General features: G+C 73.0%; 21 protein-coding genes. 9 read left to right on the top strand and 12 right to left on the bottom strand.

The annotated features are described in order from the left end of the window. The first annotated feature begins 123 nt into the window (after positions 1–123). From ACNF49_RS26290 to ACNF49_RS26260, 7 genes are all read left to right on the top strand, one after another. Positions 124–1233 carry a S1 family peptidase gene (locus ACNF49_RS26290; protein ID WP_357982241.1) on the top strand — a complete coding sequence of 370 codons (1110 nt, stop codon included), beginning with the start codon at positions 124–126 and terminating at the stop codon, positions 1231–1233. A gap of 265 nt (positions 1234–1498) precedes the next feature. Beyond that, the gene (locus ACNF49_RS26285) at positions 1499–2509 is read left to right on the top strand and encodes a cucumopine synthase-related protein (RefSeq protein ID WP_482945340.1); all 1011 of its coding nucleotides are present in this window, start codon (positions 1499–1501) and stop codon (positions 2507–2509) included. Continuing rightward, positions 2506–3615 carry an NAD(P)/FAD-dependent oxidoreductase gene (locus ACNF49_RS26280; RefSeq protein WP_482945339.1) on the top strand — a complete coding sequence of 370 codons (1110 nt, stop codon included), beginning with the start codon at positions 2506–2508 and terminating at the stop codon, positions 3613–3615. The genes ACNF49_RS26285 and ACNF49_RS26280 overlap by 4 nt, the downstream gene beginning before the upstream one ends. A gap of 117 nt (positions 3616–3732) precedes the next feature. Then, positions 3733–4869, top strand: coding sequence for a 2,5-dihydroxypyridine 5,6-dioxygenase NicX family protein (locus tag ACNF49_RS26275; protein ID WP_357982250.1), 1137 nt, complete (start codon positions 3733–3735; stop codon positions 4867–4869). A 32-nt stretch (positions 4870–4901) separates the two neighbouring features. Continuing rightward, complete coding sequence (locus ACNF49_RS26270; RefSeq protein WP_358000856.1) at positions 4902–6119, top strand: cytochrome P450 family protein; 1218 nt, start codon at positions 4902–4904, stop codon at positions 6117–6119. Between the two features lie 163 nt (positions 6120–6282). After that, a complete protein-coding gene (locus ACNF49_RS26265; protein WP_482945338.1) occupies positions 6283–7596 on the top strand; it encodes a cation:proton antiporter in 1314 nt (437 codons plus the stop codon). A 40-nt stretch (positions 7597–7636) separates the two neighbouring features. After that, complete coding sequence (locus ACNF49_RS26260) at positions 7637–8185, top strand: GNAT family N-acetyltransferase (RefSeq protein ID WP_482945337.1); 549 nt, start codon at positions 7637–7639, stop codon at positions 8183–8185. A gap of 15 nt (positions 8186–8200) precedes the next feature. Here the strand turns inward: ACNF49_RS26260 and ACNF49_RS26255 are convergent, their stop codons facing one another. Then, positions 8201–8785 carry an RDD family protein gene (locus tag ACNF49_RS26255; protein ID WP_482945336.1) on the bottom strand — a complete coding sequence of 195 codons (585 nt, stop codon included), beginning with the start codon at positions 8783–8785 and terminating at the stop codon, positions 8201–8203. Positions 8786–8875: 90 nt separating this feature from the next. Between ACNF49_RS26255 and ACNF49_RS26250 the strand changes: the two genes are divergently transcribed. Beyond that, entirely contained in the window at positions 8876–10318 is a 1443-nt protein-coding gene (locus ACNF49_RS26250) for a carboxylesterase/lipase family protein (protein ID WP_482945335.1), read from the top strand. A 46-nt stretch (positions 10319–10364) separates the two neighbouring features. Here the strand turns inward: ACNF49_RS26250 and ACNF49_RS26245 are convergent, their stop codons facing one another. Both ACNF49_RS26245 and ACNF49_RS26240 read right to left on the bottom strand, forming a co-directional pair. Beyond that, the gene (locus ACNF49_RS26245) at positions 10365–11399 is read right to left on the bottom strand and encodes a trypsin-like serine peptidase (RefSeq protein WP_357982265.1); all 1035 of its coding nucleotides are present in this window, start codon (positions 11397–11399) and stop codon (positions 10365–10367) included. A gap of 196 nt (positions 11400–11595) precedes the next feature. After that, positions 11596–12381, bottom strand: a complete 786-nt coding sequence (locus ACNF49_RS26240; protein ID WP_482945334.1) for an SAM-dependent methyltransferase — start codon at positions 12379–12381, stop codon at positions 11596–11598. A 47-nt stretch (positions 12382–12428) separates the two neighbouring features. Here ACNF49_RS26240 and ACNF49_RS26235 point away from each other — a divergent pair, with 47 nt between their 5' ends. Next, the gene (locus ACNF49_RS26235; RefSeq protein WP_482945333.1) at positions 12429–13754 is read left to right on the top strand and encodes an MFS transporter; all 1326 of its coding nucleotides are present in this window, start codon (positions 12429–12431) and stop codon (positions 13752–13754) included. Positions 13755–13795: 41 nt separating this feature from the next. Here ACNF49_RS26235 and ACNF49_RS26230 read toward each other — a convergent pair whose 3' ends face one another. From ACNF49_RS26230 to ACNF49_RS26190, 9 genes are read right to left on the bottom strand one after another with little or no spacing between them, the layout of a single operon-like run. Then, entirely contained in the window at positions 13796–14950 is a 1155-nt protein-coding gene (locus tag ACNF49_RS26230) for an aminotransferase class I/II-fold pyridoxal phosphate-dependent enzyme (protein ID WP_482945332.1), read from the bottom strand. After that, entirely contained in the window at positions 14937–15692 is a 756-nt protein-coding gene (locus ACNF49_RS26225) for a class I SAM-dependent methyltransferase (RefSeq protein ID WP_357982276.1), read from the bottom strand. The genes ACNF49_RS26230 and ACNF49_RS26225 overlap by 14 nt, the downstream gene beginning before the upstream one ends. An 11-nt stretch (positions 15693–15703) precedes the next feature. Continuing rightward, the gene (locus ACNF49_RS26220; RefSeq protein ID WP_357982279.1) at positions 15704–16975 is read right to left on the bottom strand and encodes a class I SAM-dependent methyltransferase; all 1272 of its coding nucleotides are present in this window, start codon (positions 16973–16975) and stop codon (positions 15704–15706) included. A gap of 18 nt (positions 16976–16993) precedes the next feature. Beyond that, entirely contained in the window at positions 16994–17977 is a 984-nt protein-coding gene (gene rfbB / locus ACNF49_RS26215) for a dTDP-glucose 4,6-dehydratase (protein WP_352327799.1), read from the bottom strand. 30 nt (positions 17978–18007) lie between these two features. Beyond that, positions 18008–19363, bottom strand: a complete 1356-nt coding sequence (locus ACNF49_RS26210) for a nucleotide disphospho-sugar-binding domain-containing protein (RefSeq protein WP_482945331.1) — start codon at positions 19361–19363, stop codon at positions 18008–18010. Positions 19364–19368: 5 nt separating this feature from the next. Then, positions 19369–20721, bottom strand: a complete 1353-nt coding sequence (locus tag ACNF49_RS26205) for a condensation domain-containing protein (protein WP_357982285.1) — start codon at positions 20719–20721, stop codon at positions 19369–19371. Beyond that, entirely contained in the window at positions 20718–21809 is a 1092-nt protein-coding gene (hppD, locus tag ACNF49_RS26200; RefSeq protein WP_482945330.1) for a 4-hydroxyphenylpyruvate dioxygenase, read from the bottom strand. Before hppD ends, ACNF49_RS26205 begins: the two co-directional genes overlap by 4 nt. Further along, entirely contained in the window at positions 21806–22018 is a 213-nt protein-coding gene (locus tag ACNF49_RS26195) for an MbtH family protein (RefSeq protein WP_482945329.1), read from the bottom strand. Before ACNF49_RS26195 ends, hppD begins: the two co-directional genes overlap by 4 nt. Positions 22019–22028: 10 nt before the next feature. After that, positions 22029–23783 carry an amino acid adenylation domain-containing protein gene (locus ACNF49_RS26190; protein WP_482945328.1) on the bottom strand — a complete coding sequence of 585 codons (1755 nt, stop codon included), beginning with the start codon at positions 23781–23783 and terminating at the stop codon, positions 22029–22031. Between the last annotated feature and the right edge of the window lie 6 nt (positions 23784–23789).

Raw genomic sequence — 23789 nt, 5'->3', positions numbered from 1 at the left:
GGCGGCGGCACCCCTTCCTTGATCTATTACTGCGGGTCAAAAAATCAGTATGACAGCCTCTTGCTCTCCTTGGGGATTTTGTTCATATTTGCGGGCAAGTCACCCCACCCTCAGGAGGCTCCAGTGAGCATCCATGGCTTACGGATCCGGCGCGCCGCACTGATCGTCGCCACCGCCGGACTCCTCACCGGCGCGGTCACGGGCGTACCCGCCCAGGCGTCGCCCGCGCCGGCCCAGCCCGCCGCAGACCCGGCCGCCGCCGCGGCCCGGATGGAGGGGCAGCTCGGCGCCCGCACCGCCGGCTCCTACTTCGACCAGGCACAGGGCAAGATGGTGGTCACCACCACCGATCCGGCCGACGCCGAGGCCATCACCGCCTCGGGCGCCGTGCCGCGTGTCGTGTCCCGCAGCGGCCCCGCACTCGAGGCCATCATGTCCTTCCTCGACCGCACGGCCGCCGTCCCCGGCACCGCGTGGGCCGTCGACCCGGCCTCCAACCAGGTCGTCGTCTGGGTGGACAGCACCGTCGCGAGCAGCGCGCGCACCAAGGTCCAGATCGCGGTCCAGCAGGCCAACACCCAGGCGGCCGCCGCCCAGGGCCAGAGCGCCGAGGCGGCCACGCCCGCGGTGCGCGTCGAGAACGAGCCCGGCAGGTTCAGCCTCTTCATCCAGGGCGGCGACGCGATCTACGGCGGCCAGTACCGCTGCTCACTGGGCTTCAACGTGGTCAGCGGCTCGACCTACTACTTCCTGACCGCCGGCCACTGCGGCAACATCGCCTCCACGTGGTACGCCAACTCCGCCAAGACCACGACCCTGGGCACCAGGACCGGAACCAGCTTCCCGGGCAACGACTACGCGATCGTCCGCTACACCAACACCAGCATCGCCCACCCGGGCGGCGTCGACCTCTACAGCGGCTCGCGTGACATCACCAGCGCGGGCAACGCCTACGTCGGCCAGTCCGTGCAGCGCAGCGGCAGCACGACGCACGTGCACAGCGGCTCGGTGACGGCGCTCAACGCCACCGTGAACTACGCCGAGGGCACCGTACGCCAGATGATCAAGACCAACGTCTGCGCCGAGGGCGGCGACAGCGGCGGCGCGCTGTTCTCCGGCGGCGTCGCGCTCGGCCTGACCTCCGGCGGCAGCGGCAACTGCTCCAGCGGCGGGACGACGTTCTTCCAGCCGGTCACCGAGGCGCTGAGCGCCTACGGGGTGAACGTCTTCTGATCGTCCGCCGGCGGCGGGTGAGACGAACTCCCGTGCGGGCCGCGTCCAGGCGTGGCCCGCACGTTCGCGTAATAGAACCTATACAAAACAGACAAAACGCCCTAATGTGGGCATCGCCCCAGTCGGCAACGACTGGGGCGCCAAACTTCCTCCGCCGGCGTGCGCGACGACCGCCCACGGCGCCCTCTTCCCGGACAATTCCCCTTCCGGCCGAGGTGCGACCCCCTCAATTACGGTTCGTAACGGCTGTGTTACTGTCCGCGTTATGAACAAATCGGCCACCGAGCGGCAGATCGAAATTCTCTGGCCCACCATCGGCGTATCGGTCACAGCAGACCTTGACGGACGCAACCGCGACCTAGCCGACGCGTTGTGGCAGACCCTGCCCTACCGCAGCCTGCAAGGCCACGCCCTCGTGGCGGGTCACCACCTCTACCATCTGGCCCCGATGCCCGAGTTGCTGCACGTCCCGGGCGTCCACAAGATCGACCGGCGGATCGCACCCGACGGATCGGTGTTCTGCTCCCGTCTCCAGCACCTCGGCATCAAGTACGGCCCGCTGAGCGAGCCCATGCCCGCCACGCCCATCGGCACCGTCCGCGAGGAGGACCTCGACGCGCTCGCCGAGGCCGGGCAGGCGGTGTGGCAGTCGGTGTACTCCGGCGGCGAGCCGGTCATCGTCGAGGTGCGCAGGGCCGGCGACGGCGGCGGCCACCAGCTGCGGCGCCCGACGGCCCGGCACACCGAGGCCGACCAGCTCCTCGCCGAGCTGCACGACGAGATCGAGCGCATCTGGCTCGACCCGCCCCAAGAGCTGGTCGACCTGCACGAGGGCCGGATCGCCTCGGGCGCGGGCAGCTTCGGCACCACGCTGACCACGATGCTGTTCGTCAACGGCGAGACCCGCCCGCTCGGCTACTGCTGCTACTCCGGCCTGGTCAGGGCCGCCCAGCAGCAGCAGCTCCCGCTGGAGTTCCTGCAGCAGATGGCGCGCATCATGGCCGCCACCCCGGCCGAGTTCCTCGGCTACTGCGGGCTGAACAAGCTGCACCAGTTCACCGAGCGCGCGCTGGAGGTCGCCGACCAGCTCCAGGACCGCGAGGACTTCGTCGCGCTCATGGCCCACATGGCCCTGTACGTCAACTGCCTGGGCGCCTGGAACCTCCAGCTCTTCCCGTGGCAGGTCGACGAGCACCTGCGCGCGGACGGCTCGGTGGCCCCGGTCTCCGGCTCGATGCTGGCGCCCTTCACGAGCGGGACGGTGGCCCCGGCATGAGCCAGGCCGACCGGGCCGAGGTGGTGGTCATCGGCGGCGGGGTGATCGGCCTGTCGATCGCGGCCCACCTGGCCGAGGCGGGGGTCGAGACCGTCGTCCTGGAACGCGACGACCTGGCCTCCGGCGCCTCGCGGGCCACCGCGGACGTGCTGCGCGCCTACTTCTCCGGCGACCCGGTCAGCTCCGCGATGGCGGTCCGCAGCCTGTCGGCGTATCAGTCGTTCCCGCGCTGGCCCGGCGCCGAGCTGCCGATGCGGCAGGTCGGCTACCTCGTGCTGTTCACCGAACGGGAGCAGGTGAACAGGTTCGAGGCCGAGCTGCCGGCGCAGCGGGCCGCGGGCGTGGACGTGTCGCTGATCGGCGCGGAGGCGGCCCGGCGGCTCAACCCGCTGGTCGAGGAGCCGTCGCTGCTGGCGGCCGCGTGGTCGCCGCAGGCGTTCGTGAGCGACACGGCCGCCATCGTGGAGGCGTACGCCGAGGGCGCGGCGCGGGCGGGGGCCTCGCTGCGCACCGGCTGCCCGGTCACCGCCGTCGATCCGGCCACCGGACGGGTCGAGACCGCGGACGGCACGCTCACCGCGCAGGCGATCGTGTGCGCGGCCGGGGCCTGGTCGGGCTGGATCGCGTCGGCGGCGGGCGTGGACCTGCCGCTGACCGGGCCGGCGGTGCAGGAGTTGCTCACCACCGGCCCGCTGCCCGAGGTGCCGGACATGCCGGTCACCCTGCACGCCGCCAGCGGGCTGCTGATCCGCCGGCGCGGCGACCGGATCCTGATCGGCATGGGCAACCCCGGCACCGACCGGGACGCCTGGTTCGTCAAGGCCAGGGCGCAGCTCGCCACCACCTATCCCGGCCTGGACCTGTCCGGGCTGGAGACGGCGGTGCGCGGCCCCAGGGACGCCAGCCCCGACCGGTCGGCCTTCATCGGCCGGCTGCCCGGATCGCCGGCGTTCCTGTACGCCACCGGGTTCTCCGGCCACGGGCTGTGCAACGCCCCGGCGGCCGGCGAGCTGGTCCGTGACCTGTACCTGGGCCACGACCCGGCGGACGCGTTCGGCTTCGACCCGATCGAGCTGTCGGCCGGGTCGCGACGACGCTCGCGCTGAAACCGTGCCGGAAACCGTGCCGCCCGCGCCGGCGCCGCATCCTTTCCGTGATCGAGGTGTGGCGTTTGCCGCGGGTTGGCACGGCAGCGGGTACGACCGGCACCGGGGGAGACAACGATGACCACGAATCCGTACGCCACTGCGCCCTTCGGCTACGCGGCCGAGCCGACGGCCGCGCCGTACTCGATCGTCGAGCTCATGCCCGGCGCCCGCAACCTGGTCCACTACCTGCGGGTGGCGCCGGGCGAGCGGGTGCTGGTGCTGGCCGAGCACACCGTCGACCCGGTGGTCGTGCAGGCCATCGCGGCCGCGGCGGCCTACCGTGACGCCGACGTGCACATCCTGTCGGTCGCGCCGTTCAGCCCGGGCGGCTGGGACAGCGGGGCCGGGCACCACGTCGAGCGGGCCGCCGTCGGGGCGTCCGACGTCGTCATCGCCTGCACCTGGTGGGGCGAGGTGCACACCGCGCCGCTGTTCTTCGACGAGATCGCGGCCCTGCCGGTCAGGTTCGCGTCCCTGCACATGAGCGCCACGGCGGGCGCGCTGCTCACCGGCGCCCGCCTGCCCAACGAGGTCTTCTACGCCCTGGCGCACCGCACGCTGGAGAAGCTGGCCGCGACCACCAGGATCCGGGTCACCTCGACGGCCGGCACGGACCTGACGCTGTCCGGGCTGACCCTCATGCCGGACGCCGAGCCGCCGGGCCCCGGCCAGTGGCGGCCCTTCCCGTACGGGGGCGTCAACTTCTGGCCCGCCGACACCGAGGGCGTGCTCGTCGTCGAGGACTGCACGGTGACCGGCGTGCCCGAGGAGCCGCTGAGCGTGCACCTGGCCGGCAACGTCGTGCAGAAGATCGAGGGCGGGACGGCCGCCGACCGGCTGCGCCGCTTCTCCCCCGGCGGCTTCTACCTGCGGCACGCCCTGATCGGGCTGAACCCGAAGGTGCGGGTGGCCGGCGGCAGCCAGTTCGAGCGGGAGAAGCACGCCGGCGCGTTCTACTGCGGGCTCGACGCGCTCACCGACGGCGTGGCCGTCACCACCGCGCCCGGCTTCGCCCACTGCGACTGCCAGGTCGACCGGCCCACCCTGTACGCCGACGACGAGCCGCTCGTCCTCGACGGCCGGCTGCTGCTGCTCGACGACCCCGAGATCCGCCGGGTGGCCGAACGTTTCGGGCCGCCGGACGTGATCCTCGACGACAACCCGGTCATGGTCCTCCCCCGCCGCTACAGCGGGGCGACGTCGAGCCGATGACCGCCCGACCGCACCAGACAGACAGGATGACCATGGAACCCGAGTTCGTCCTCGACCCGGCCACCCTCGACCTGCACGACAGCGACGAGCGGCTGCGCCGGGCCGGCCCGCTCGTCCCGGTGCGGGTCGAGGGGGTGCTGGCCTGGGCCGCCACCAGCCACGCGACGCTGGAGGCGGTGCTGTCGCACCCGGCGATGACGCGCGACATCCGGTACTGGGACCCCGAGGCCCGCGCCGCGGCCCCCCAGGGCACCTCGCTGATGCGGCTCGTCACCGACGCGTCCATGCTCAACGCCGACGGCGAGGAGCACCGGCGGCTGCGCGGCCCGCTGGTCAAGCTGTTCAGCGCGCGCCAGGTGCAGCGGATGGAGCCGTGGATCACCTCCATCGTCGGCGACCTGCTGGAGGAGCTGGCGGCCCGGCCGCCGGGCGAGCCGGTCGATCTGCGCGCCGAGTACGCCTACCCGCTGCCGTTGCGCGTCATCGTCGAGATGCTGGGCGTGCCCGACTCCCACCGCGAGCGCCTGCGTGCGCTCACCGACGAGGTGGTGCAGCTCGACCAGAGCCCGCCGGACAGCCCGCAGGGCCGCAGGGCGCTGTTCGAGCTGGTCGGCGAGATCATCGAACTGCGGCGCGACACGCCCGGCGAGGACCTGACGAGCGAGCTGATCGCGCTGCACGCCCAGGGCCGGCTGGACGACGCCGAGCTGCGGGACACCGTGCAGGTGCTGCTGATCGCCGGTCACGTCACGACGATCAACCTCATCGCGCACGCCGTGCGCGCCCTGCTGGGCCGGCCCGAGCAGCTCGAACTGCTGCGCTCGGGGGCCGTGCCGTGGAGCGCGGCGGTGGAGGAGGCGCTGCGCTGGGAGTCGCCCAACGCCTACTTCCCGATGCGTTACGCCATGGAGGACCTGGAGATCGAGGGCGTCCGGCTGCGGGCGGGCGAGGCGGTGCTGGCCTGTTTCTCCGCCGCCGGGCGCGACCCCGAGCGGTTCGGCGAGAACGCCGCCGACTTCGACGTGACCAGGCCGGCCGTGCCGCATCTGGCGTTCGGGCACGGGCCGCACTTCTGCCTGGGCGCGCCGCTGGCCCGGCTGCAGGCCGAGGTCGCGCTGCCGGCCCTGTTCGCGACGTTCCCCGGCATGCGGGCCGCCGGGCCGCTCGACGACCTGCCCCGGCTCACCTCGCTGCTGGACAACGGCGTGCGCGCCCTGCCGGTGCTGCTCGGCCCGCGCGCCTCCGGCTGAGCTCCGTGGTGCGGGGGTGGCCGGTTTCTCCGTGATTGCGGATCTTCATGGGCTGCCTTCTCGGAGAGTGCCGCATACGAACGGGTCCGTTGCGGCGGCCGCGCCGGGCGTTCTTTGCTGAATATCCAGGTTCGGAAACCGGGATCGACCTCCAGGGGTATTCATGCAGACGCCCATCGCCCCCATCGGCGCGCACGGCATGCTCGTGTTCCTGTTGCAGATCGGAGTGCTGCTCGCCCTCGCCCTGGGGCTCGGGGCGCTGGCGGCCCGGTTCCGGCTGCCCGCCGTGGTGGGCGAGCTGTTCGCCGGAGTCGTGCTCGGGCCGTCGATCCTGGCGCACGTCGCGCCGGACCTCCACCGCTGGCTCTTCCCCGCCGACCCCGGCCAGTTCCACCTCCTGGACGCCGTCGGGCAGGTCGGCGTGCTGCTGCTGGTCGGGTTGACCGGCATCCACATGGACCTCGGCCTGGTGCGCCGGCGGGCGGCCACCGCGGCCGGGATCAGCGTGGGCGGTCTGGTCATCCCGCTCGGGCTCGGCATCGCCACAGGGTTCCTGCTGCCCCGGATGATCGTGCCCGACGGCACCGACGAGACGGTGTTCGCGCTGTTCATGGGCGTGGCGATGTGCGTGAGCGCGATCCCCGTGCTGGCCAAGACGTTGATGGACATGCGGCTGCTGCACCGCAACATCGGCCAGCTCACGCTCACCGCCGGGATGATCGACGACGCGTTCGGCTGGTTCATGCTCTCGATCGTCAGCGCCATGGCCGTCAACGCGGTCAGCACCGGCACCGTGCTCACCTCGCTGGCCTACCTCGTGGCCATCGTCGTGGTGGCCCTGACCGTCGGGCGTCCGCTGGTGCGCGGCGCGATGCGGCTGGCGGCCCGGTCGCCCGAGGCGGGCCCGACGGTCGGCGTGGCGATCGTCCTCCTCGTCCTGGCCTCGGCCGGGACGCACGCGCTCGGCCTGGAGTCGGTCTTCGGCGCGTTCGTGATGGGCATGCTCATCGGCGGCGCGGGACGGGTGGACCCGGCCCGGCTGGCGCCGCTGCGCACGGTGACGCTGTACGGCTTCGCCCCCGTCTTCTTCGCCACCGCCGGACTGCGGATGGACCTGACCGCGCTGACCCGCCCGCCGGTGCTGCTGGCCGGGCTCGCGGTGCTGGCCGTCGCGATCGTCGGCAAGTTCGTCGGCGCGTACGCCGGCGCCCGGCTGAGCCGGCTCAACCGCTGGGAGGCCCTGGCCCTGGGCGCCGGGCTCAACGCGCGCGGCGTGATCGAGGTCGTGGTCGCCATGGTCGGCCTGCGGCTGGGCATCCTCAGCGTCGAGGCGTACACGCTGGTGGTGCTGGTCGCGATCGTCACGTCGCTGATGACGCCGCCCATCCTCCGCGCGGCGATGGCCAGGGTGGAGCAGACCGCCGACGAGGAGATCCGCGAGACGGCCCACCGGGCCTGGACCACCACGGCGAGCTGACAGAGACGACGCCTCTCGCGACACGCCCTAAAGTTGCCCCATGTCCGAAATGCCGTCACGGGTGGAGCTGCACCCGCTCACCCTCTCCGACCAGGACGAGTTCTGCTCGCTCGTCCTGGCCAGCGCCGAACTGCACGGGCCGTGGATGCAACTGCCCTCGACCGCCGAGGAGTTCCGGACCTGGATGCGCCGCTTCGACGACGGCAGCAACCTGGGCTTCCTGATCCGCGTCCGGGAGAGCGGCGCCGCCGCGGGCATGGTCAACATCAACTCGATCATCCGGGGCCGCTACCAGGGCGCCTCCCTCGGCTACGCGGCCTTCGCCCCGTCGGCCGGGCGCGGCTACATGACCGACGGGCTCACCCTCGCCCTGCGGCACGCGTTCGGCGTTCTGCGGCTCCACCGCCTGGAGGCCAACATCCAGCCGGAGAACAAGGCGTCCCTGGCCCTGGCCCGGCGCCTGGGCTTCCGTCACGAGGGGCTGTCGCCCGACTACCTCTACATCGACGGCGCCTGGCGCGACCACGAACGCTGGTCCATCACCGCGCCGAGCCCCTGGCAGCCCGATCCGTCCCTGCCGGAGGTGTGATCGGCGGCCGGGGCGTCAGGGCGACGGCACCACCCGCGTGGCCGTCACGAGGTCGTGCAGGGCGGCCCGGTCGCGGCGGGTCAGCACCAGCACGACCGAGGCCCCGGCCAGGGCGTACGCCGCGACCAGAAGGGGCATGGCGACGGCCGAATCCGGGTCGCGGACCAGCCGGGAGACCGCCATGTGCGCGCACTGCCACGGAAGCAGCTTCACCAGGGCGCGCGCCACGATCCGCGCCGCGCCGGGCCGCCCTCCGCCGCCGAGTGCCACGACGAGCCCGGCCCGCCGCTTGCCCCACGTGGCCCGCCGCCGCCCCGCCTCCCCCACGACCAGGTACGCCCCGACGGGCAGCACGCTCAGCGCGGTGATCAGCAGGTCGGTGCCCAGGGTGCCGAGCCCGCCGAACCCCGCTCCCGCGCGACTCAGCGGGACGAACACCGCGGCCAGCAGGGCCAGCCAGGCGGCGATCACGAGATAGTCCCAGCCGGCCGCCACCAGCCTCGGACGTAACGCCGTCCGGCCACCTCGCGTCCGCTCCCGCTCGTTCAGCACGGCCTGATCCTCGCACGGCGGCGACCAGGCGGCGGACGAGGGGGCCACCCCTCGAGTCTATGCCGACCGACACAGGCTCTATCGTTCACCATCGACACCGCCGACGGGCACAGGCCCGCGGGAAGGAGATGGTCAGTGGTGACGACGACGACCGCCGGCAAGGTACGCGGGACCGACGAGGGCGGCATCGCCGTCTTCAGGGGCATTCCGTTCGCGAAGAGCCCCTTCGGGCCGCTCAGGATGGCCGCACCGGCGCCCGCCGACCCCTGGGACGGCACCCGTGACGCCACCGGCTTCGGTTCCCGGCCGCCCCAGCAGGCGGTGCTGCCCGGGATGCCGGCGTGGAGCTCCGCCGGCGGGCTCGACTGCCTGACCGTCAACGTGTGGTCGCCCGACCCCGGCGGTTCCGGCCTGCCGGTGATGGTGTGGATCTACGGCGGCGCGTACGTCACCGGCTCCTCCGACCTGCCGGAGTACGACGGGCGGCGGCTGGCGGGCGAGGGCGTGGTCGTGGTCTCGTTCAACTACCGGATCGGCATGGAGGGCTTCGGCCGGATCGACGGCGCCCCGCCGAACCGGGGGCTGCTCGACCAGGTCGCGGCGTTGCGCTGGGTCCAGGAGAACATCACCGCGTTCGGCGGCGACCCGGGAAACGTCACGATCTTCGGCGAGTCGGCCGGCGCGGGCTCGATCGCCTGCCTGCTGACGATGCCCTCGGCGGCCGGCCTGTTCCGGCGCGCGATCGCGCAGAGCGTGCCGGGCCTGTTCCTCACCCCCGAGCGGGCCGCCCGCGTCACCGCGGCCGTCGTCGAGCGGCTGGGCGGCGCGTCGCCGTCCGAGAGCGCGCCGGAGGAGCTGCTCGCGGCGGGGAGCGCGGTGGTCGCCGAGGACTTCACGGCCTTCCCCGGGCGATGGGGACGGCTGGCCTTCGCGTCGGTCCCGTTCATGCCGGTCGTGGACGGCGAGGTCCTGCCCTCGCTGCCGTGGCCGGCCCTGGCCGGGGGCGCCGCCCGGGACGTCGACCTGGTCGTGGGGTTCACCAGGGACGAGTTCGACCTCTTCCTCTCGATGGACCCGAGGCCGGACGACGACCTGGCCTCCCGGCTCGACGCGGCCCTCGCGGCGCTCGCCCCGCCCGGCGCGGACGCGGCCTACCGCGCCGCCCTCCCCGGGGCGTCCGCGCGGCGGCTGTACGGCACGCTCATGTCCGACTGGCTGTTCAGGATGCCGAGCGCGCTGCTGGCCGACGCGCATCGCGGGCGCACCTTCGCCTACGAGCTGGCCTGGTCGCCCACCCCGCTCGGCGCCTGTCACGGCCTGGACGTGCCGCTGACCTTCGGCACCCTGGACACGCCACTGGCCGCGATGCTGACCGGGGGCGCCCCCGAGGGCGAGGCGCTCTCGCGGCAGTTCCGCACCGCCTGGACCCGGTTCGCGGCCACGGGCGACCCCGGCTGGCCCGGCCACGAACCGGAGAAGGCCGTCACCCACGTCTTCGACGTGGGCAGCTCGGACGTGGCCGACCCCAAGGCGTCGTCCAGGGCGCTGTGGTCCGGCACCGGCGTCGGCGTCATCGACTGAACGACGCCCCGGCCCGGCGCCTCGGGGGTGCCCGCCGCGTCCCGGGTCAGCCGGAGACGTACGTGATGGAGCCGGTCCAGCGGTTGGCCGCGTCCCGGTAGACCTGGAACAGCCCGGTGTCGAAGTACGGGGAGATGCCGGTGTCGTACCGTCCGTCGGCGTCGGTGTCGGCGACGCTGATCGTCAGGCCGGTCAGGTAGCCGGCCCGGGTCTCGGCGTCGTACCCGGTCACCCACGCCGCCCCTGGCGAGACCGTGAACGGCGACTCCACGCCGACGGGCCGGTCCGCGCGCAGGATGGAGGGCTTCACCGCGAACGTCGGCCCGGTCGAGCGTTCGAGGCTCTGGCCGGCGTACGGGCCGGTGCCGTCGGGGTGGAGCCCGGAGGGGTGGCCGAAGACGTCGGCCGCCGGCGGGAGCGGCTGGTTGGCCGCGATCCCGAGGCCGCCGACGTTGTCGCCGAGGCGGCCGACGGTGGTCAGCGTGTCCGGGGCGGACAGGACGACGCCGCTGTGGACGGTGGCGAAGGCGTAGTCCCGGTCGAAGTCGTGCAGGTCCTCGAAGTCGTAGTGGGTGATGCCCTGCTTCCCGACGTACAGGCCGTAGGGGGTGGCGCCGTCGGAGTAGGCCGGGACGAAGACCCACTTGCCGAGCGCGCCCATCGGGGCCTCGATGTCGAACACGCAGTGGCCCGCGGTGGCGACCAGGTTGCGGTACTTCGACTGCACCGAGGTGCCGGTGCACCAGTGGGGCAGGCCGTCGCTGCCGATGAAGAACACCTTGCCGGACGTGACGACCTCGTCGCCGGGCGGCGGGTTCTCGGCCCCGATCGGCGGGGTGCTGACCGCGGGCCCGTCCGGGACGACGCCGGTGGACAGGCGTTCGCCCCCCGCCACGGCCAGCACGGTGTACGGCGTGGCGGCCCGCAGGTTGGCGGCGTCGCCGTCGAGCCAGAACCTGGCCACCTCCCGGGCCTTGTCCACGACGGTGGCCAGCGAGACCGTCGCGACGGTGGCCGCCCCGGCGGGCCCGGCCACGACGACGGGGGCCAGCAGGCTCAGCGCGGCGGCTGACGCGATCATTGCACGCCTCAAGGACATCTCTCCGTCCGGTAGAGCCGGCCGGACGACCCGGCCGGCGAACACCAAGATCGTAAGCACCACCGGCAGCAGATGCCCACACGTTTTAGATCACATGTTCGAAACGGTGCCGAGCCCGGAAACACGTACGGCCCATCACCTGGAGGTGATGGGCCGTGTCCGAGGGGAGCCGCGCGGGTCAGGACCGCTTGCGGCCCACCGCGCACAGGTGGTAGTCGCCGTCGATCGGGGACGGGTCGGTGTCGGGGTCGGGGCGCCACTCGCGGGTGTTGACGATGCCCGGCTCCAGGAGGTCGAAGCCGTCCAGCATGGAGGCGAACACCGACCGCCTGCGGGCCGTGAACGGCGAGGTCGCGTTGCGGTAGACGGCACTGACGTCGTCGGCCTTGCTCGGCATGGTGTCCGGGGCGACGTGCGTCAGCACGAGGTGGCTGCCCGCCGGTAGCAGGTCGCGGTAGCGGTGGACGACGCCGACCGGGTCCTCGTCGTCGGTGACGAAGTGCAGCAGCGAGACCACCAGCAGCGCGATCGGCCGGGAGAAGTCCAGCACCTCCGCGGCCCGCTCCATGACGGCCTCCGGCCGCCGCAGGTCGCCCTCCTGGACGGTGACGTCGGGCGAGTGGCCGAGCAGGGCGCGGGAGTGGGTGAGCACGACCGAGTCGTTGTCCACGTAGACGATCTTCGCGCCCTCGATCACCTCGTGGACGTGGCCCGCGGTCGGCAGCCCCGACCCGATGTCGAGGAACTGGTCGACGCCCGTCTGCCGCAGGTGGCGCACGGCGCGCTGCAGGAAGGCCCGGCTGTTGCGGGCGTCGCCCCTGATCTCGGGGATGATCGACAGCACCTTCTCCGCGGCGGCCCGGTCGGACGCGAAGTTGTCCTTCCCGCCGAGGTAGTAGTCGTACATCCGCGCCACGTTGGGCACCGCGGCGCTGACGCCCGGCGGGACTCGGTCACTCATCATGTGCCAAACCTAGACGATCTAGGGCTGACGTTGGGATGATCTCTGCCATGTTAGGTCTCGACGCCGCGACGGGCATCAGCAGGACCAACCTCTGGGCATGCATGGGGCTCGGGCTCCTCGGCACGGCGGTCATCACGTTCCTGCCGGCCGCCCAGCCGTACCTGCTCACCGACGCGCTGGGGCTGTCCGGCGACGATCTGGGCCGCACGACCGGCTACCTCCAGGTCGCCGCGGAGGCGGCGCTCATCCTGAGCCTGGCCTGGTACGGCGCGCTCGCCGACCGGATCGGCCGGCGGCCGGTCGCCGTGGCGGGGCTGCTGCTGTGCGCCCTCGGCGCGGCGCTCTACCCGTTCGCGGGCAACGTCGCCGTCCTGGTCGCCCTGCGGGTCGTGTTCGCCCTCGGGATCGCCGCCCTGAACGTCACCATGTCCGCGATCACCGCCGACTACGTGCGCGACCGCGCGCGCGGCAGGGCCTACGGCTGGCTCGGCCTGTTCAGCGGCATCGGCGCGGTGATCGCGGTGCTGGTGCTGGTACGCCTGCCGAACATGCTGGAGGACGGCGGCATGGCCCCGGCCACGGCGGCCAGGGTGGGCTTCCTGGTGGTCGCCGGGCTGGTGCTGCTGGGCGCGCTGGCCCTGCGCGGCACGCTGGCCCCCGGCCTGGCCACGTCCGTCGAGCCGCCCGCCGGGCAACCGGCCGGTGAGCGGGCCGGGCTGGCGCGGCTGGTCGTCGAGGGCGTGCGGCTGGCCCGCGACCCCGGCGTGGCGCTGTCGTACGCGGCGTCGTTCGTGGCCAGGGCCGACCTGGCGCTGGTGGCGAGCTTCCTGTCGTTGTGGATCGTGGACTACGCCAAGGCCGTGCGCGGCATGTCCGCCACCGAGGCCCTGGCCAAGAGCGGCGCGATCGTGGGCATCGCGTACATGGTGATCGTGGTGGGCGCGCCGCTGTTCGGCTGGCTCGGCGACCGGATGCGGCGGCAGGACGTGGTGATCCTGGCCCAGGCGCTGGCCGGGGCCGCGTACCTGTCGACGCTGCTGGTCAGCGACCCGCTCGGGCCGGGGATGATGCTGGTGGCGGCGGCCGTCGGGCTGGGCGAGATCGGTGTCATCACCACGGCGGGCCCGCTGCTGGCCCAGCAGGTGCCGGCCCGCTACCGGGGCTCCAGCTTCGGCGTCCAGACGCTCTGCGGCGCGATCGGCATCTTCGTCATCTCCGGCGTCGGCGGCTGGCTCTACGACCTGTGGCGGCCCGCGGCCCCCTTCGCGCTGGCGGGCGCGTGCGGCCTGCTGGTCGCCCTGTTCGGCCTGGCCGTACGCCGCCGGGTGACCCCGGTCCCCGAGGCCGTCCAGGGGACGGTGCCCGCGGCCTGACAGACGAGGGCGCCCCTTCAAGCAGGCGCCCTCGTCGCAGGTCAGGCGACCAGCCGACGGTCGGCCGCCCGCACGGTCTCCCGCACGACGCGGCAGATGCCGGCGATGTGCTCCGCGTCCACCGTGGGCCCGGTCGGCAGGGACAGGACGCGGGCGGCCAGCCCCTCGGCCCGGGGCAGGGGCAGCGGGAAGTGCCTGCCCGGGTCCGACCGGTACGGCTCGACCTGGTGGCAGATCGGGGAGAAGTAGCGGCGCGCGTGCACGTTCTCCACCAGCAGCGCCGCCAGCACCGCGTCCCGCGACACGCCGGCGACGGCCTCGTCCACCTCGATGACCAGGTACTGGAAGTTGGCCCGTTCGCCGGGCGCCTGGCCGCGCACCACGACGCCCGGCAGCCCTGCCAGCAGTTCCTCGTAGACCCGCTGGTTGCGCCGGTTGGCCTCGACGATGGTGTCGATGGCCTCCAGCGAGGTCAGCCCCATGGCCGCGTGGAACTCGCTCATCCGGGCCACCGTGCCGGCCCCGGAGATCTGCCCGGCCGCGTCGATGCCCTGGTTGCGCAGCTCCCTGACCCGCGCGGCCAGGTCGTCGTCGTCGGTGACGATCGCGCCGCCCTCGACGCTGTTGACGAACTTGGTGGCGTGGAAGCTGAAGATCTCGGCGTCCCCGGACGTCCCGATCGGCCTGCCCCGGTAGGTGCAGCCGAGCGCGTGCGCCGCGTCGAACAGCAGGACGAGCCCGTGCTCGCGGGCCAGGCGCTCCAGCGCGTCCACGTCGCACGGGTAGCCGAAGACGTGCACGCCGAGGATGCCGCGGGTGCGCGGGCCGATCAGGCGCTCGACGTGGTCGGGGTCGGCGTTGCCGGTGATCTCGTCGGAGTCGCAGAAGACCGGGACGATGCCGATCCACTCCAGCGCGTGGGCGGTGGCCACCCACGTGAAGGAGGGGACGATCACCTCGTCGCCCGGCCGCAGCCCGGCGGCCCTGGCCGCGATCTGGATGCCGGTGGTGGCGTTGCAGGTCGCCACGGCGTGCCGGGCGCCGGTCAGGTCGGCCAGGCGTGCCTCGAACTCGCGCACCAGCGGGCCGTTGTTGGTCAGCCAGAGCCGGTCGAGCACGCCGCCGAGCCGCTCCAGCAGGCGCGCGCGCTCCCCCGCGTTCGGCCGGCCGACGACGAGGGGCTCACCGAAGGCCATCGCCGGCCCCCTCCTCGCGCACGCCGACGAACAGCCCGGGGCTGTTGGGCCGGCCGTCGGCCAGCTTGAACGCGGGCCGGAACTCGGCCCGGCAGCCCGCCTTGGCGAACGCCTCCAGGTACTGGTCGCAGGTGAACAGGCTGGAGTACAGGACCTCGGCGAACTCCTTGAAGCCCGAGGCGTCGGCGACCCTGAACCGCACCTCCAGCCGGCTCTTGCCGCCCTCCCTGCGCGAGTGCGTCATGCGGGAGATGACGAGCCCGTCCTCCACCAGCGTGTGGCCGCCGACGTGCCCGTCGAGGAAGTTCTCCGGGAAGTACCAGGGCTCGACGACGAGGACGCCGCCGGGCGCCAGGTGGGCCGCCATCCGGCCGACGGCCTCCACCAGCTCGTCGTAGGAGCCCAGCTCGCCGACGGCGTTGCCCATGCAGGTCACGGCGTCGAAGGTGCGTCCGAGGTCGAAGGTGCGCATGTCGCCGGGGTGCAGCGGCACGCCGGGCAGCCGCCGTCCGGCGACCTCCCGCATGTCGGGCGACAGCTCGACCCCTTCGACGTGGTCGAAGAGCTTGGCGAAGGTCTCCAGGTGCGCGCCGGTGCCGCAGGCGACGTCGAGCAGCGAGGCCGCGTGCGGCGACCGTTCCCTGATGATCCTGTCGAGCTCCTGGGCCTCGCCCTCGAAGCTCTTGCCGCGGCTGCGGAAGACGCGGTCGTAGTACTCGGCGTGGTCGGATCCGTATTCCATGCAGATCTCCTTCAGGCCACCGCCGGGACGGGCTCGGCCGTCACGACCCTCGGCTGCGGGATGGGGATGATGAACTTGCCGCCGCGGCGCAGGAAGTCCCGCTCCTTGGAGATGATCTCGTCGGCGTAGTTCCAGGCGAGCAGCAGGTAGTAGTCGGGCTGCTGGTCGCGGGCCTGCTCGGGCGAGCGGCACGGGATGCGGGTGCCGGGCAGCAGCCTGCCGTGCTTGAGGCTGGTGGTGTCGCTGCAGAAGCGCACCTCGGCGGGGCCGAGCTCGCAGAACTGCAGCAGGGTGGTGCCCTTGGAGGGCGCGCCGTACCCGGCGACGGTCAGGCCGCGGCCGGCCAGGTCGCGCACGAGGTCGCCGATCTCCTTGATCACCTGGTGGGCGCGCTCGGCGAAGGCCAGGTAGGCGTCGTCGGAGTCGAGGCCGCTCTGCCGCTCCAGCGACAGCAGCCGGTCGACGGAGGGGCGGGTGGGGTGGGCCGAGCCCTCCCTGGCGGCGAAGACGACGATCGAGCCGCCGTGCACGGCCGCCCGCTCGACGTCCACGATGCGCAGGCCGTGCCGCCGGAACAGGTGGCCGAGGGTGGTGACCGAGTAGTACGACAGGTGCTCGTGGTAGATCGTGTCGAACTGGTTCTCCTCCAGCAGGTCCAGCAGGTACGGGACCTCGATCGCGACCAGCCCGTCGGGGGCCAGCACGGCGGTGGCGCCGTCCAGCACGTTGTGCACGTCGTCGATGTGGGCGAAGCACTGGCGGCCGAGCACCAGCTTGGCCTCGCCCTGCTCGGCGTGGATGCGGCGGCCCTGGTCGGCGCCGAAGAACTCGGGCAGCGTGCGCACGCCGCGGGCGTTGGCGATCTCGGCCAGGTTCTCGGCCGGGTCCACGCCGACGACGCGCTGCCCCTGCTCCTGGAAGAGCGCGAGCTGCAGGCCGATGTTGCTGCCCAGCTCGACGACCAGCTCGCCCGGCGCGAGCCCGGCCCGGCGGGTGCACCAGCCGGCGATGCGCCGCATGTGGCCGGTCATCTGGTCGGACTCGGAGGTGACGTACACATAGTGCCGGAACAGCACGTCGGGCCTGATCACGTGCCGGATGGCCATCAGCCGGCAGTTGCGGCACACGATGACGTCCACGGGGTAGGCGGGCTCCTCGGCCGGAAGGTCGGCGGGGTCGAGGAAGCCGTTGGCCAGCGGCACGGACCCGAAGGAGGTGACCTCCAGCCAGTCGTCGCGCCCGCAGACCCGGCACGTGTCAAGACGTCGGACAATGTCCTGCATGGCTTCTCCTCATGATCTTCAGTGGGCGGCCACGGCGAGCTCGCGGTGCTTGAGCGGTTCCCACCAGGACCGGTTGTCCCGGTACCACGCGACGGTCGCGGCCAGCCCGGTCTCGAAGTCGACCGACGGCGCGTAGCCCAGCTCCCGCTCGATCTTGGAGATGTCGAGGGAGTAGCGCAGGTCGTGCCCCGGCCGGTCGGGGACGTGCTCGACCATGTCCCAGCCCGCGCCGCACGCCTCCAGCAGGCGGGCGGTCAGCTCCAGGTTGCTCAGCTCGCTGCCGCCGCCGATGTGGTAGACCTCGCCGGCCCGGCCGCGGTCGAGGACCATGCGGATGGCCCGGCAGTGGTCGGAGACGTGCAGCCAGTCGCGCCGGTTGCCGCCGTCGCCGTACAGGGGCACCCGGCGGCCTTCGAGCAGGTTGGTGACGAACAGCGGGATGACCTTCTCGGGGAACTGGTAGTGGCCGTAGTTGTTGGTGCAGCGGGTGATCACGACGTCCAGGCCGAGCGTGCGGTGGAAGGCCAGCGCGAGCAGGTCGGAGCCGGCCTTGGAGGCCGCGTACGGCACGTTCGGCGCGAGCGGCGTCTCCTCGGTCCACGAGCCCTCGGCGATGGAGCCGTACACCTCGTCGGTGGAGACGTGCACGAAGCGGCCGACGCCGTGCCGCAGGGCCGCCTCCAGCAGGGTCTGGGTGCCCAGCACGTTGGAGCGCACGAAGCCGGTCGCGCTGACGATCGACCGGTCGACGTGCGTCTCGGCGGCGAAGTGCACGATCGCGTCCTGCCCGGCCACCACCTCGTCGGCCACGAGCGGGTCGGCGGTGTCGCCCTGCACGAAGCGCAGCCCCGGGTGGCCGGCCACCGGGTCGAGGTTCTCCAGGTTGCCGGAATAGGTGAGCTTGTCCAGGACGGTGACCCGCGTGCCCGGCGAGTCGCGCAACGTGGCTCTGACGAACTCCGAGCCGATGAAACCGGCGCCGCCGGTGACCAGGATCCGCAACTGTCCGCCTCCTGTCTGAGGGGTCGACGGCTACCGGGCGGCGGCGGTCAGCCGCTCCAGCTCCGCGACGATGTCGGTCGGGCTCGGCGTGGCCAGCCAGTCCTCGTGGATGGCGGCCGCGCCCTTGGTGAACGAGGGGTCCTTCAGCACGCGCAGCAGCTCGTCGCGGATCTCGGCCGCGGACTGCGTCTGGTGGTTGATCCGCACGCCGGCGCCGCGCGTGGTGACGTACCGGGAGGTTCGGGTCGAGGTGAGCTGCTTCTGGCACTGGAGCTGCCAGTCGATGCCGTTCTCGACGGGGGTGCCGACGAGCCGGTTGTGCTCGTCGGTGTCGCAGACGACCTGCGGGACGTTCATGGCCGAGGCGGCCGCGAAGGTGCCGATCGAGCCGTGGTGGATGATCGCCGAGCAGGTCGGCAGGAGCTGGTCGAGCGGCACGTAGTCGAACACGCGCACGTTGGCGGGCAGCGGGCGGTCCAGGTCGAGCAGCTGGTTGGCGTCCAGGGTGGCGACGACCTCGGCGTCCAGGCCGTCCACGGCCTCCATCAGCTTGGCGGTGCGGCCCCAGTCTCCCTTGAAGAACGTGCGCATCGACACGCCCAGCGAGATCGCCACCCGCGGCCGGTCCGGCGGTCGCCGCAGCCACTCGGGGACGACGCTCGCCCCGGTGTAGGGGACGTACCGGACGGGCAGGCGGCGCACGCCCGGGGTGGGCAGGCTCATCCCGGGCGGGAACGGGTCCACCGTCCAGTCGCCGAGCAGCAGGTTGTCGTCGACGGTCACGCCGTACCTGTCGGCCAGCGGGCCGATCACCCCGGTCATGGGGTTCCGCTCGCCGCTGCCGGCGAACTTGTCCGTGGCCCAGGCGGTGTAGTCGGGGGCCAGCAGCGTACGGGCGTGGGCGGCGCCGCAGACCCGGGCCGCCACCGCGCCGCACGGGAACCACGGGTCCCACAGGACGAGGTCGGGCCGCCACTCGCGGGCGAACTCGACGACGGCCTGCACGTCCTGGCGGGGCTCCGGCGGATGGTAGTTGCGCATGGTCAGCAGCGCGAAGTGGTAGAAGACATCCCAGGGCGGCCGTTCCGCCTCGGTGATGCCGAGCGCGGCGACCAGGCGCTCCGACTCCTCGATCGTCGGGATCAGGCCGGCGAACCCGGGGTAGCCGCGGTCGTGCACCGACAGCGGCTCCGGCGCGCCGCAGGAGACCGCGGTCAGCCCGGCCGCGTTCACCGACCGGTGGAAGTCGGGCACCGAGACCCCGGTGTCGACGCCCGGCGGGGCCGCCACCACCACCTGGTGCCCGGCCGCCTGCAACGCCCACGCGTAGGGCACGATCGGCAGGAAGTGCGCCGTCGCGGGGAAGACGGTGAACATCACGCGCATGGCGATCACTCCAGAGGCGAGTCGGGGGCGGCCAGGCCGGCGCGCAGGATCTCGCCGAAGTCGGCCACCATCGTCGCGATCGTGCTCTCGGTGAACAGGTTGCTGTTGTAGGCGAAGTTGCCGAAGATCTCGCCGGAGGGCGCGATGTCGAAGGTGAGCAGCGCGCCGTCGGGGATGTCGGTGCCGTTGGGCTGGTCCAGCAGGCGTTCGCGGACCTCGGCGATCTCCAGGTCGCCGACGCGCTCGCCGTCCATCCCGGTGGCGAACTGCCAGACCTGCAGCGCGCACAGCGCCTTGCTCTCCAGCGCGGCGTCGGCCATCAGCTCGGGCGCCTCGGCGACGATCTGCAGGAACGGGATCTCGTTGGCGTAGGAGTCCATGCAGGTCCGGCGGGAGCGCTCGACGACCTGCCGGAAGGTGGCGCAGCCGTCCAGGCCGGTGCGCAGCGGCAGGAAGTTGAAGAACGGCCCCACGGTCTCCTGGAACTCCGGCTGCCCGCGTCCGGAGCTGATCACCGGGACGACCAGGTCGGTGGCCCCGGTGATCCGGCTGAGCAGCACGTTGTAGGCCGCCAGCAGCACCATGAACGGCGAGCTGCGCATCGTCCTGGCGTAGCTGATCACCCGGGTGGAGACGTCCTTGGGCAGGGAGAACCGGTGGACCGGGCAGACCTTGGCCAGCCCGGCCGACCTGGCGTGGTCGGTGGGGACGGCCAGCATGCGCGCCCCGCGCAGCCGCTCGCCCCAGAAGTCGCGGGCGGCCTGGGTCTCGGCGCTGCCGGCCTGCTCCTGCTGCTGTCCGGCGTACTCGTGGTAGGGCCGGGGCTCCGGCAGCGGCGGCACGGCGTGACCGCGGCGCTCGGCGTAGCGGGTGACGATGTCGCGGATGAGCAGCTGCATGGACCAGCCGTCGCCCGCGGTGTGGTGCACGATCAGCGCGAGCACGGCGTCCTCGTCGTCGAACCGGCCGAGTATGCCGCGCAGGTGCGGCAGCTCCTGAAGGCTGTAGGAGCCGGCCTCGACCTCGGTGAGCAGCTCCTCGGCCCGCAGCGTGCGCTCCTCGGGGGCGGCGGCCGGCAGGTCGACCACGAGCAGCCGGGCCGGCGCGGACGGCTGCCGCACCTGGTACGCCTCCCCCTCCCCCCGGGTGATCGTCATGTTGAGCGCGTCGTGCCGGTCGGCGACGTCGTCCATGGCGAGCTGGAGGGTGTCGACGTCGATGCGGCCGCGCAGGCGCCAGCCGACCACGATGTTGTAGCGGGCGCTGAAGGGCCCCTGGGCGTCGCCCTGGTCGAACAGGCGCAGGAAGTGCTGGGTGTAGGACAGGGGGTACCGGATCGCCGGCGGGGAAATGGTCATGCTGCCGCCTCCGTGCGGGCATCGCGTCGGCCGCTGCGCTGGAGCTCCACGGCCCGGTAGAGGGCGCTGATGTTGCCGCTGCCGAAGCTGCGGGCGCCCAGTCGCTCGATGAGTTCGAAGAAGAAGGTGTCGCGGGGGTGGGTGGAGCGGGCGAAGATCTGGTAGAGCTGCCCGTCGTGGTCCTCGTCGACGAGGATGTCGAGCCGGGCCAGGTCCTCCAGCCGGTACTTCACCGGCCGGACCCGTTCGGCGAGCAGGCTGTAGTAGACGTCGGGGGCGGTCAGGAACTCCACCCCGCGGGCCGCGGTGCCCTCCACCGCGGCCACGATGTCGGCGGCGGCCAGCGCCAGGTGCTGCACGCCCGCGCCGCCGTGGTCGCGCAGGAACTCGTCGATGTGGCCGGGCGTCCTGGTCACGTCCGGCTCGATCAGCGTGAACGTCACCTCGCCGCCGCGGCTGCGGACGACCTTGGTGGTCATGGCCTGTGAGCCGACGGCGATGCGCTCGGCGAAGGTGAGGTCGAAGCCGAGCACCCGCCGGTACCACTCGACGGTGGCGTCGAGCTCCCCGGCCGGGACGCACACGGCCAGGTGGTCCACCTCCTGCAGCCCGAGTGCTGAGCCGGCCGGCCGCGGCCCGGTGTCGCGGAAGCCGGGCAGCGCGCGTTCCTCCGCCCCGGCCGGGCGCTGCACGAACGTGTGCAGCACGTCGCCGAAGCCGTGGATGGCGGCCGTGACGAAGCCGTCGCGCCCGGCGGGGGCCGAGACCGGACGGGCGCCGCGCCGCACCGCCTCGTGGTAGGCGGCCGCGGCGTCGGGCACGCCCAGCGCGATGTCGGACACGCCGTCGCCGTGCCGGTCGAGGTAGCCGGCGCCGGGGTGGTCGGCGGCCAGCGGCTGGGTGAGCACGAATCTGATCCGGTTCGCGCCCAGGGCGGCCGCGCGGGCCCCGCCGTCCTGGGCCGTGGCGTAGGCCGCCAGGCCCAGGGAGCCGGTCAGCCGGGCGGTCTCGCTCTCCAGGTCGCCGACGTAGAAGCCGATGTGGTCCAGGCGCAGGTCGTCGAAGATCGTCGTGGCGGCCATGGTCATCCGGCGTCCGTCCGGACGGCGAGCCCGCGCGGGCGCAGGTCCGTCCAGTGGGCGGTGACGTACTCGGTGCAGGCGTCGCGGACGGCGGGGCCGAAGGCGACCTCCCACCCCGCGGGCACGTCGGCGAAGGCGGGCCACAGGCAGTGCCGGCCCTCGTGGTTCACCAGCACGCGGAAGGCCGCGTCCCGGTCGTCGAATGGGTTGCTCATCTCGTCCCTCTCACTGGGTGCGTGCGCCGGCCTCTAGCCACTCGTCCAGGCCGGCCACGGTCGCCGCGTCGAACAGGTCGCCGATGGACAGGTTCACGCCCAGCGCCGCGCGGATCCGGCTGACCAGCCGCATCGCCAGCAGCGACTGGACGTCCAGGTCGAAGATGCTGTCGTCCACGCCGACCCGTTCGACGCCGAACACCTCGGCGAACACGGTGCACAGGACCTCCTGGCGGGGGTTCTGCGGCGCGCGGTAGGCCGAGCCGGGCTCGGTGTCGGGGTCGGGCAGGGCCGCGCGGTCCACCTTGCCGTTGGCGGTCAGGGGCAGCGCGTCCAGCACGACGAACGCCGTGGGCACCATGTAGTCCGGCAGCGACGTGCGCACGTGGGCGCGCAGCGCGGCGGGGTCGGGGGCCGCGGCGGCCGGCACGACGTAGGCGACCAGGCGTTTGTCGCCCTGCCGCGACTGCCCGGCCACGACGGCGACGTGCGCCAGCCCGGGATAGGCGGCCAGCACGGCCTCCACCTCGGCCAGCTCCACCCGGAAGCCCAGGATCTTGACCTGGTCGCCGGCCCGCCCGATGAACTCGATCTGCCCGTCGTCGTTCCGCCGGACCAGGTCGCCGGTGCGGTACATGCGCTCGCCCGGCCCGCCGAACGGGTCGGCGACGAAGCGCTCAGCGGTCAGGTCGGGACGGCCGTAGTAGCCCCGGGCCACTCCCCTGCCCGCGATGTACAGCTCGCCCTCCAGGTCGCCGGGGACCGGGCTGAGGCGGTCGTCGAGCACGTAGAGCCGCACGTCCCGCATCGGCCCGCCGACCGGCACGCTCGTGCCCAGCTCGGTCCCGGCGGTCAGGGGCGCGTGGGTGGAGAACAGGGTCACCTCGGTCGCGCCGTACATGGCCCGCACCGTCGTCCCCGGGCAGGCGGCCAGCACCCGGCGGACGGCGGCCGGGACGATCACGTCGCCGCCGGTGAGCACCTCGCGCACCCCGGCCAGGCAGTCCGCCCCCTCCTCGGCCACGACGCGGAACAGCCCGGCGGTCAGGTGCAGCCCGGTGATCCGCTCCTCGCGGATCAGCCGGCGCAGGGTGTCGAGGTCCGGCTCGCCGGGCGGCGCCACGACGATCGTGCCGCCGTGCAGCAGCGGCACCCACAGCTCGTAGGTCGAGACGTTGAACGCGTACGGCGCGACCATCAGGACGCGCTCGTGGGCGCCGGTGTCCCAGCAGGGGTCGAGGGCCGGGCCGAGCACGTCCCAGTGGGTGACCGCGACGCCCTTGGGGTGCCCGGTCGAGCCCGAGGTGTAGATGACGTAGGCCAGGTCGTCCGGGGCGGTGGCGACGCCGGGGTCCGTGGCCGGCTGCGCGGCGGTGGCGGGGTCGTCGTCGGCCAGCAGGGTCGCGGGGGCGGCCGGCAGGCCCGCGGCGGCCTTGGCGCGGTCGGCGACCAGGACGGGCGTCCCGGACGAGTCGACGATCCACTGCCGGCGGTCGGCCGGGTAGGCGCTGTGGACGGGCAGGTAGCAGCCGCCCGTCTTGAGGATCGCGAGGAGCGTGACGACCAGCTCGGCCGAGCGCTCCATCAGCACCGCGACCGGCGTCTCGGGGCCGGCGCCGAGCCCGCGCAGGCGGTGGGCGAGGCGGTTGGCCCGCTCGTCGAGCTCCCGGTAGGTCAGCCGCACCGGGCCCGCCGACACCGCGACCGCGTCGGGCGTGCGCCTGGCCTGCTCGGCGACGTGTCCGTGCACAGTTGTAGGCGACATCAGCGC

Source organism: Actinomadura sp. ATCC 39365, from assembly GCF_054392275.1.
This window is presented reverse-complemented; position numbering and strand designations above follow the sequence as displayed.